This window comes from Bradyrhizobium sp. th-b2 (genome assembly GCF_000426785.1).
GTDB lineage: Bacteria > Pseudomonadota > Alphaproteobacteria > Rhizobiales > Xanthobacteraceae > Bradyrhizobium > Bradyrhizobium septentrionale.
In genome coordinates this window covers 1-7712 of sequence record NZ_AUGA01000138.1, presented here as the reverse complement: position 1 = coordinate 7712, position 7712 = coordinate 1, and the positions used below count along the sequence as shown (strand labels likewise).

At 57.6% G+C, this 7712-nt stretch carries 10 protein-coding genes; 7 read left to right on the top strand and 3 right to left on the bottom strand.

Translation table 11 applies throughout. The features are described from left to right. Window positions 1-249 precede the first annotated feature (249 nt). The 3 genes from K359_RS66555 (at window position 250) to K359_RS0145720 (ending at window position 3722) form a co-directional block, all read left to right on the top strand. Complete coding sequence (locus K359_RS66555; protein ID WP_156928882.1) at window positions 250-396, top strand: hypothetical protein; 147 nt, start codon at window positions 250-252, stop codon at window positions 394-396. Window positions 397-2239: 1843 nt separating this feature from the next. Next, on the top strand, window positions 2240-3277 hold the full coding sequence (locus K359_RS0145725) for a hypothetical protein (protein ID WP_156929083.1): 1038 nt from the start codon (window positions 2240-2242) through the stop codon (window positions 3275-3277). A gap of 43 nt (window positions 3278-3320) precedes the next feature. Next, entirely contained in the window at window positions 3321-3722 is a 402-nt protein-coding gene (locus tag K359_RS0145720) for a hypothetical protein (RefSeq protein ID WP_029084999.1), read from the top strand. Here K359_RS0145720 and K359_RS62605 read toward each other — a convergent pair. After that, complete coding sequence (locus K359_RS62605; protein WP_156929082.1) at window positions 3719-3877, bottom strand: hypothetical protein; 159 nt, start codon at window positions 3875-3877, stop codon at window positions 3719-3721. The two genes, K359_RS0145720 and K359_RS62605, sit on opposite strands and share 4 nt — an antisense overlap. Before the next feature lie 373 nt (window positions 3878-4250). Between K359_RS62605 and K359_RS65385 the strand changes: the two genes are divergently transcribed. After that, the gene (locus K359_RS65385; RefSeq protein WP_245284930.1) at window positions 4251-4442 is read left to right on the top strand and encodes a hypothetical protein; all 192 of its coding nucleotides are present in this window, start codon (window positions 4251-4253) and stop codon (window positions 4440-4442) included. Between the two features lie 944 nt (window positions 4443-5386). Here K359_RS65385 and K359_RS0145700 read toward each other — a convergent pair. Next, window positions 5387-5572 carry an SANT/Myb-like DNA-binding domain-containing protein gene (locus K359_RS0145700; protein WP_156929080.1) on the bottom strand — a complete coding sequence of 62 codons (186 nt, stop codon included), beginning with the start codon at window positions 5570-5572 and terminating at the stop codon, window positions 5387-5389. A gap of 160 nt (window positions 5573-5732) precedes the next feature. On the opposite strand from K359_RS0145700, the gene K359_RS62600 reads away from it, so the two are divergent. Next, complete coding sequence (locus K359_RS62600) at window positions 5733-5909, top strand: hypothetical protein (protein ID WP_156929079.1); 177 nt, start codon at window positions 5733-5735, stop codon at window positions 5907-5909. Window positions 5910-6065: 156 nt separating this feature from the next. Here K359_RS62600 and K359_RS62595 read toward each other — a convergent pair whose 3' ends face one another. Further along, window positions 6066-6203 carry a hypothetical protein gene (locus K359_RS62595; RefSeq protein WP_156929078.1) on the bottom strand — a complete coding sequence of 46 codons (138 nt, stop codon included), beginning with the start codon at window positions 6201-6203 and terminating at the stop codon, window positions 6066-6068. Between the two features lie 819 nt (window positions 6204-7022). Between K359_RS62595 and K359_RS0145685 the strand changes: the two genes are divergently transcribed. Further along, window positions 7023-7289, top strand: a complete 267-nt coding sequence (locus tag K359_RS0145685; RefSeq protein WP_029084996.1) for a hypothetical protein — start codon at window positions 7023-7025, stop codon at window positions 7287-7289. Window positions 7290-7467: 178 nt separating this feature from the next. Beyond that, a partial coding sequence (locus tag K359_RS0145680) for a transposase (protein WP_029084838.1) occupies window positions 7468-7712 on the top strand: 245 nt, incomplete at its 3' end.

The following is a 7712-nucleotide window of genomic DNA, read 5'->3' as shown; positions in this document are numbered from 1 at the left end:
CGCGAATGATCGTTGAATCTTCCGGCAAATTCTTCACCGACGTTACGATGGACCGGAGGGCTCCGATATCTTCATTGGGCAACTCGGAATGCTGCGAAACTTGTGGATCATCATCTCGATCGGCATCTGAGGTTCCTTGTCAACGGTTCGAGACAGGAAGCCGGTTCCCGCCCACCATACGCTTGGAACGAGCGCAGTAGTCAAAAATTATCCCGAATCCAGCGCAGTACCCCGATCACGTGCCTCGAAATGCCTCGGTATTTTTTTCACATCCAGCACGGGGAGCGGGATCTCCCCGACGAAATCGGCGAAGACCTTCCCGACAAGGACGCCGCCTGGAAGGAGGCCACCACCATCACTGCTGGACAACTCCTTGGGGCCCTAGTGGTACGCTGAGGCCAGGCCTGGAATGGCGGATTAAAAGTAACTGACGAGGCGGGGAAATCTAATTTGCGTTCTCCGTCTGTTGGCTGAAAGGTACTGATGCTCGGACGTCGGCACATGGCACTTCTGGCTTCCGCTTCTGATGCTGAGGACCGCTCCGTGACGAGCCGGCTATCGAAAGGCCGGTGTCGGGGGTGAAGCGGATGTCACGATCGCGCGTTCCGACTTCCGAGTTTGGCCCCCAATTCGGACTTAGCGGCACGCTGCCCTGCCGGTCGGGATGATAGTGACGGACATCGTGCCGTAGGGCCGGACGCCATTCGTTCTTGATCCAAATCAACGAGCGGAACGGCGCCGGCTCCAGCGTTCACAGCATGAAATGGGACGCGATAATGATAGCCGGTTGCGCCACAATAGCATTTTCCGTGCGCCCAGCCTGAGGAGCAAGCGTCAGGATCAGGTCCGATTACCGACATCCTGACATCCCCGATGGCCAAGGCCGTGCTCGCGGGCATCGCGGCCATGGTGGTCAAGCGCGTCATGGGTCCGTCCCAAAGGGCGTAGGGCGGCCCCAACTCCCAGCCGTGGCGTGGTGCAGTCGGCCAGGTTCGAGGTGTCATCATCAGACCGCCCGGATGCTTGGCCTCACTGTGCCGCATGTTGGTGTCGATGAGGTGATCGCCAGCGCAGTTTGCTGCGGCGCCCTTTGGTCGCGATTGGCACAAATGCGAAGAGCCGACAGCATCGCGCGATGTCTGAGTTCGAGGGCAAAGCGGAAAACATTTGCTCGCACTGAGTTCTTCTCAGTTTGACCCTCAACAGACATTCCGGTCGGTATTTGTTTGGTTCGGGAACTTGCGCGGGGGCTACGGTCCGTATCGATCCGAGGCAGGGCGACCCAAGTCTGAGCCGCCCGCCGTTTGGATGAATTTCGTGCAGGAACCTTGCCCTACCTGGGATGTTGGAAAGCAATGCGATAACTAGGGAGGAACTCGTATGAGAACTCTGTTACTGGCTGGTATATTGGCGGTGGCTGGTTTCGCTATCGCCACGCCGATCTCCATTGCACCCGCGTCAGCTCAAGTTGCCGTTGAAACTCCGCTCGGCGGCGTAGTAGTGGGCCCGGAGCGGCGTTACTACCGAGACTACGATCGACCCGCTTATCGCGCCTACGGATATGATAGCGGATATCGCGGCGGATGCCGCACCGTCACAATCGAGCGCGACGACGGTTCGGTCCGCAGAATCCGCCGTTGCGACTAGCAGTACCGGTTGGCGCTCACAAGAACGCCGAGCCGAAGGAATTGGGAGCTATCCACTAAAGGCCGCCTCAGTTGGCGGCCTCTTTCATTTCGCGAATGTCGCCTGTTGGCCCTCTTCGGTTATGCCAAGCTGCCTGTCGAATGTCTGGTGTACGGGGTGAAGCGGTCGTCACGATCGCGCGTTCCGACTTCCGAGTTTGATCGAACTGGATGCAGCGCGGTCGTCCACACCCACGGCGCGCAGGAGCTCCAGACATTCCCTGCCCCAAGGAATTGATAATTTGCATGCTCGCCGCGGCCGCGGAATCAATGGGCATGCCCTGGCGCCGCAAGCCCGCTCACTTCCCTCCGATACTGGTCCGGTCCCGTCGATCGCAATGCCGGCTTCAAGACGGTGCTGGTCTTCTGCGTCGGTTGCCAGCACCACAATAGCCGGCTGAGACTTGCCGACCTTCCCGACTGGGATTGGTACGACATCTCGGCGCTTCTCAAGTGCACCGGATGCGGCAAGGTTGGTTGGGTCGACACCCGGCTGGACTGGGGCGAAGTGTCTCTGGCCGATGCAACCCTTGGGGGTTGTGGGGATAGCCCGCATGCCACCTTGCGATTGCGCCAAGGCGCACAAGGCGCAGGAAGATGAGAACGGCTGGGATTATTTCGTAGAACTCCCAAGCACCCCTCATTCCGGGCCGCTCGACTCCCAGCCAGCAGAGCAGACTGCTTTTGTCCAAGTGAAGTCAAAAACTACACGGGGGTTAAGCATCAAAATCAAACTTTCGAATGCGCTCAAGGCGGCAGCATCACAGCTTCCATTTTTCATTGTTCTTATCGCAATCGTCAAAGGAGCGACAAAGCCCAAGTTGTACGGCAAGCACGTCTGGATCGAAATGATTACAGCGGCCCTGCGTGAGGGGCGATTGGCCGAGCGTAACGGCGCGCTGCCCAACAAGAAGCGAATAGGCATCCAGTTTACCCCCGATGATGAGATTTCCGGCGACGTCGTACAATGGATGCTTACGCAAATCTCGACGGCTGGTGGAGATTACCAACCTAGCAAGACAAAGCTATTCCGGGAGATTGGTCACGATGAGACGTGGCCAGGAAGCATGACGCTTCAGGGAACGAGGACGGAACTCTATAGGAATTTCCTCGGGCTTGGAAACGGTCTGCCGATCTCAGACTTCACCTGCACTCCGCTACGATTCGGAATGTCTTCGCCGAAAAGCGGTATCAAGGTCGCATCTGGCACCGTCCACATTGAACCCAAACCGATTGGCTCTTGTGAGATTCGACTGCAAGGATCTTCCGACACACCATCAATTGTCGCGCCGGCGAAGCTGTATTCCTATAACCCGACCGGCAATGCAGACGACGAGAGCTTTAGAGTTTCAGCCAGTCAGATCGAGATACTATTCGGCCCAAAAGACATAAGCGGGCTTAAATTCGATACTGACCCAACCAAGCTGCTAGATATCAAATCGCTCCGCGACGTTGTCGTCTTCCACTATTGGCGAGGCGCCTCCGCGAAAATCCTAATTGAGGTCTTCCACGAAAGTGGGATGCGCCTTTTTAGAAGCACAATGACCGGCCTGCCGAGTAAAGGCGATTGGAAAACAGTTCTGGAAAGTTAAAACGCTCGAGGCCATTGTCGGCTCTTCAAATTTCAGGATCAGCTTGGCCGAATTTCAAAACAAGCTCAACGATCTCAATTTTCTCTACCAGATGGTAACCGCGCCCGATATGCACTACGAAGTCAAACCAGAGGACAAGCCACCGTCGATCGATTTCATCACGTATTTTTGCGAGGTCCAGCTCGGAGATTACCGTATCGCCTCACTCGCGCGGCGTGCGGCAACGCGGCAGCACACAAAGGATAATTTGCGCATCTTCGACTTCGGCGCTGCCATCAATTTCGGGAACTACGTTCTTCAAAATCGGATGGGAGATACAAAGAAGATCGTCCTGGATATCTACCAAGAAGCTGTGGAGCGCTTGGGCAAAACGACCAATGTCCTAAACGTTGGTGACATGCGAACCTTCGCTGACCAACAAGTCCGCGACTTTCCCGCCCGCTAGGCATACCCCATGTCCTGATACTCGAGCGGCCGATTGAAGTTGCTGTTGCTCACCACAGGGGATCCATTCGGCTCCGAGAACGTCAGCGCCACCGCGTCACCCTCGTCCGGGCTCGGCATCCCGCGCTTGCGCATGTCATCCTTGCTCTCGAGCATCAGGCCGCCGTTGCTGGTACTCGCGCTTGAAGTAATCGCCTCGATCTGCGCAGATATTGCATCAAGGAGATCTGCCCTCCTCGATCCGTCACAATCCGGCTATCGATCAGCTTGTAGTGGAAAAGCGGCACAGGACTGGCCCTGCAATTCCGGTGCCGACCTAGCCTGCAAAGCCTGGAGAGTCCCCGACCTACAGCCCTCGGTCACGGCGGAAGATGATCCCCGCTAGGAATGCGACGACAGGACTATGCGCAGTGCAGAGATAAGCGGCGCGATCTGAAGCCAGACCGCCGATTTCCCGAAAGACAAATTCAATCCGCGGACCCCACGGCGGCGGGATGGCATCACCAACGGCCTCGATCCCACGCTGAAGGTGGCGCTGGGCGCCGGTCAGCAGTTCTGGTTTTTCATAGAACGCCGCGACGATTACGACCCAGGCGAGCACAATCTGGTCAGGCTGGAAGAACAGGGCGGCGCCGCCGGGATGTGTATTTCGAGCCCGGCCCGTACTTTTTTGACTGGATCCGGCGCAGTGGTCGCCCCGACAGTCAAACGCAAGAAATGAGAACGACCCAGGCAGGGGCACCAGGCCGGGGTCGCCATTCTGACTCCCGGCGGGGTTGGCGGACCTGACAACCGGAAGCAAACAAACTACGCGCGACATCGCCACGCGTTCCTATGCCCTTAAGTGCGGTGCGCGCCCGAGATTGGGAGACCGCGGTGGGGAATTAGGACACTAATTTTCGGGAACGAGTGGCAATTCCAGAAGTTAGTTCGCCAATCGTTATGGAGTTGGGACACTTCCACGGCCTCAGCGCTCTCCGGGGTGCTGGGGCCGTTGTTTTTGCGCGTCAGCGGCGCGCCGCCGGGACTCATTTATCGAGCCCGGGCGGCGTTCGCTCATTCCTCGTTCACATTGAGCTTCCTACTGTGCGCAACGTTCCAGAATGCCACGGGAGGAAACCATGAAACTCAAATTTGCACTTGTTGGACTTGCTGCCCTCGGCAGCGTTGCTGCGGGAGAACCAGCGTCGGCGTTGCCGTTTGGCCCACTTTCGCCCGCTTCGAACGTCGAGAACGTCGCTGTGGTCTGCGGCCCACGCGGTTGTGTTCGTACGGCGCCCGTCTACCGACGGTATGGCTACGGTGTTCGCCGCTATGGTTATGGCGTGCATCGGGGTTACGGGTATCACCGAGGGTATCGCCGTTGGTAATTTTAAGGATTCCGCCTGCGGCTGAGAGCGGCGCAGTCACCAATAAGAAAACCCCGCCGGACGTGAACCGGCAGGAAAAATAAATAGCAACTTGGGCATCGGCACTGACGTTTGCTCACGCTTGGGAATTTTCAGGGCCCAGGTTTAGGAATGAACGCCGCCGGGCACATTTTTCTGAGACCGGCGGCGTTACTTTTTTGATCAGATCCAGGCGGCTGCCCAATCGGGCAGCAGATCTTGAAGCGGCTTGTCGAGCAGGCCAGCGACTAGCACAGCGCCGCCGCGCCCGGGACTATCAGGATTTGGTTGAAGAGCTGTCGCCGCGGGTTCGCAAAGAGACTTTGAGCTGGTGCGCCTTCATTGCGATCGCCATCGGACCGCGGCCCAAGTGCTCGGCGATTTTGCCAGTGGGTAATTTGCCCGCCATAGCTTTTAACTTTTCGATTTCTTCGGCGGTCCAGGAGCGAACAGGCTTCAACATCTTTCCACCTCCAAACGAAAAGTTAGCCCACATCTCCTAGGCAGAAAAACACGAAAGGTTCCTAGCCGGCCGCCTCGCTACGAAACCATTTTCGAAGGCCGCGAAGCGGTCTTGAAACAAACCCGGCCTAGGCTTCCCTCATCCAGAAGGAGCAACGGCCATGATGAACTCGCACAAAGTACGCGTGCTGGTGGTCGTAAATTTGGTGGCCGGGGCCGCCGTGTTGCTGGCGATGGCCGCTCCTCACCCCGTCTCGAGTGATGCGCTCGGTAGCGAGTGGCAATGTAGCAAGGCCGGCTTTGTCTTCACGACTTGCCGTCAGGTCCTGCCCGTTTGAACTTGCCTATGGCATAGGCCCTGCAATCCAAACTATGCTCGGAATTTCAGTGTCCCAGTTCAGGAAAAAACGCCGCCGGGCGTATATTTGTGAGACCGGCGGCGTCATTTCTCAGTACAAGTGCGAACTCTCGCCAGCCGGAGCGACTTGCCCGGTTTATTCGATCAGCCACAGAACGCGGTTCATTTCATTCAGGCAGCCCTCCGCATCAGGATTGGCTACCAGGACGCACAGCAATGTGCCGAACTCGATAATGGCCTCTGCGTCTTCAGGGGTGGTGTTGTACGCGATCATGCCAACCCCCGCCGAACGTCTGGCGGCTATGCGGCGCGCAAGTCCCCGATGCGGGCAGGATGGTGGCTTGCTTACGGCGAAATGCTTCACAACTCAGCGATGGGTGCCGCGCGGTATTTGCACAAGGCGACAATGTGCCCAGACGTGGTGAGGATCGAGACTACGGGCAAAGGCATTACGATCGAGATGGTCCGAGATGTTACGACGAATATGGGCCAAGGCGTTACGACTATGACGACGAATAATAGAGAGGGTCTGCACAATTTAAGGCGAGCGACCCTAAACGAAGCGCCAAGAGGCCGCAGCGACGGCGGCCTCAAACGCTGTTTCAATCATCTCGTAGACAGTCTCGGCTTTTCCGTCATGGCTGACCCGCCGCGGCCCGTTGCTACGGTTTGACTTGAATTGCTGACGGAACCTGCAGCGAGCGAAAAAATTGACTCGTCAGGGAGATTCCTATGACACGACAAAATCGGACTCCACCTCGGTCGACCGCAATGGATGCCGTTACTGGTTCCGGCACCGGGCAGGTTCCCGCTCACCGGCACGACTCGGGCAGTCAGGCAAACGAAACCGTCGACGGACTCGACGCTAGCACCGAGTCGCTGCGGCACGCCGCCGAAGATACGCCTTCGGGGAGTGGCTCAAGCGATATCGAGAAAACGCCAGTGTTTGACCGGGCGGGTGTTGCGCCGAAAATCTGAGCGATGGTTCAGATGAGGCATTCGTTCGGAATTTGATGCCGCTCGGTGCCGTTGCCGATCGATAAGATTGCCGCCACGCACCCTCCGTCAACACGATGGATTGGAGCGGTCAACGATGACGAAAATGAAGGAACAGCGCCCTTGGGCAGATCCTGAGAAAGCTGCCCGCCAGATCATGCAGCGCGCTCGAGAATTCGAGCCCATTCAGGACGGCAGAATTTACCTTGAGAAGGTCAGCTGGCCCCTGCTTTACCTCGACAAAGCCTCGCCTCCCGAATACTGGGCAGGCTTACGATACGCGATAGACAAGGGCTGGCTCGAATACCACGAGAGCGGGACCTACGTGAGGATACTGCAGGCTGGGAACGACCTATTCGCGTAGCCGTAGGCTTGGCCGGCGTTCTGGGACTACTGAGAAGCCTATCACTATTCTAGGCACATAAATTTCCATAGGTCGCAATTCGTTCTTATGCAGTTCGAGCGTATCCCTCCATTGAGGGCCGCCTTGTTTGACGGACGCGAGCGCTGCAGGTCCTAGGGGTAATCCTAGGAGAAGCGCTATGACGATTTCGCGGGCAGAGGTGATCACATCGGTCGAGCGGCGGCGTCGGTGGTCACAGGATGAGAAGGAACGGCTAGTTGCAGCATCGTTCGAGCCCGGAGCCACTGTTTCCGAGGTGGCTCGCATGGCCGGCCTTCATGTGAGCCAGCTGTTCAGGTGGCGCAAAGAGCTTTGCAAGCACGGTGAAACGAGTGTAGCGCCGTTGGTGCCGGTCGAGATTGGGCCGTCTGTGCCGCCGCGGGA

Bases quoted from the DNA above. Each gene is read 5' to 3' on its own strand.
- K359_RS66555 (WP_156928882.1), top strand. From the start codon at position 250: ATGCCTCGGTATTTTTTTCACATCCAGCACGGGGAGCGGGATCTCCCC.
- K359_RS0145725 (WP_156929083.1), top strand. From the start codon at position 2,240: ATGCCACCTTGCGATTGCGCCAAGGCGCACAAGGCGCAGGAAGATGAG.
- K359_RS62605 (WP_156929082.1), bottom strand. From the start codon at position 3,877: ATGCTCGAGAGCAAGGATGACATGCGCAAGCGCGGGATGCCGAGCCCG.
- K359_RS0145700 (WP_156929080.1), bottom strand. From the start codon at position 5,572: ATGTTGAAGCCTGTTCGCTCCTGGACCGCCGAAGAAATCGAAAAGTTA.
- K359_RS62600 (WP_156929079.1), top strand. From the start codon at position 5,733: ATGATGAACTCGCACAAAGTACGCGTGCTGGTGGTCGTAAATTTGGTG.
- K359_RS62595 (WP_156929078.1), bottom strand. From the start codon at position 6,203: ATGATCGCGTACAACACCACCCCTGAAGACGCAGAGGCCATTATCGAG.
- K359_RS0145685 (WP_029084996.1), top strand. From the start codon at position 7,023: ATGACGAAAATGAAGGAACAGCGCCCTTGGGCAGATCCTGAGAAAGCT.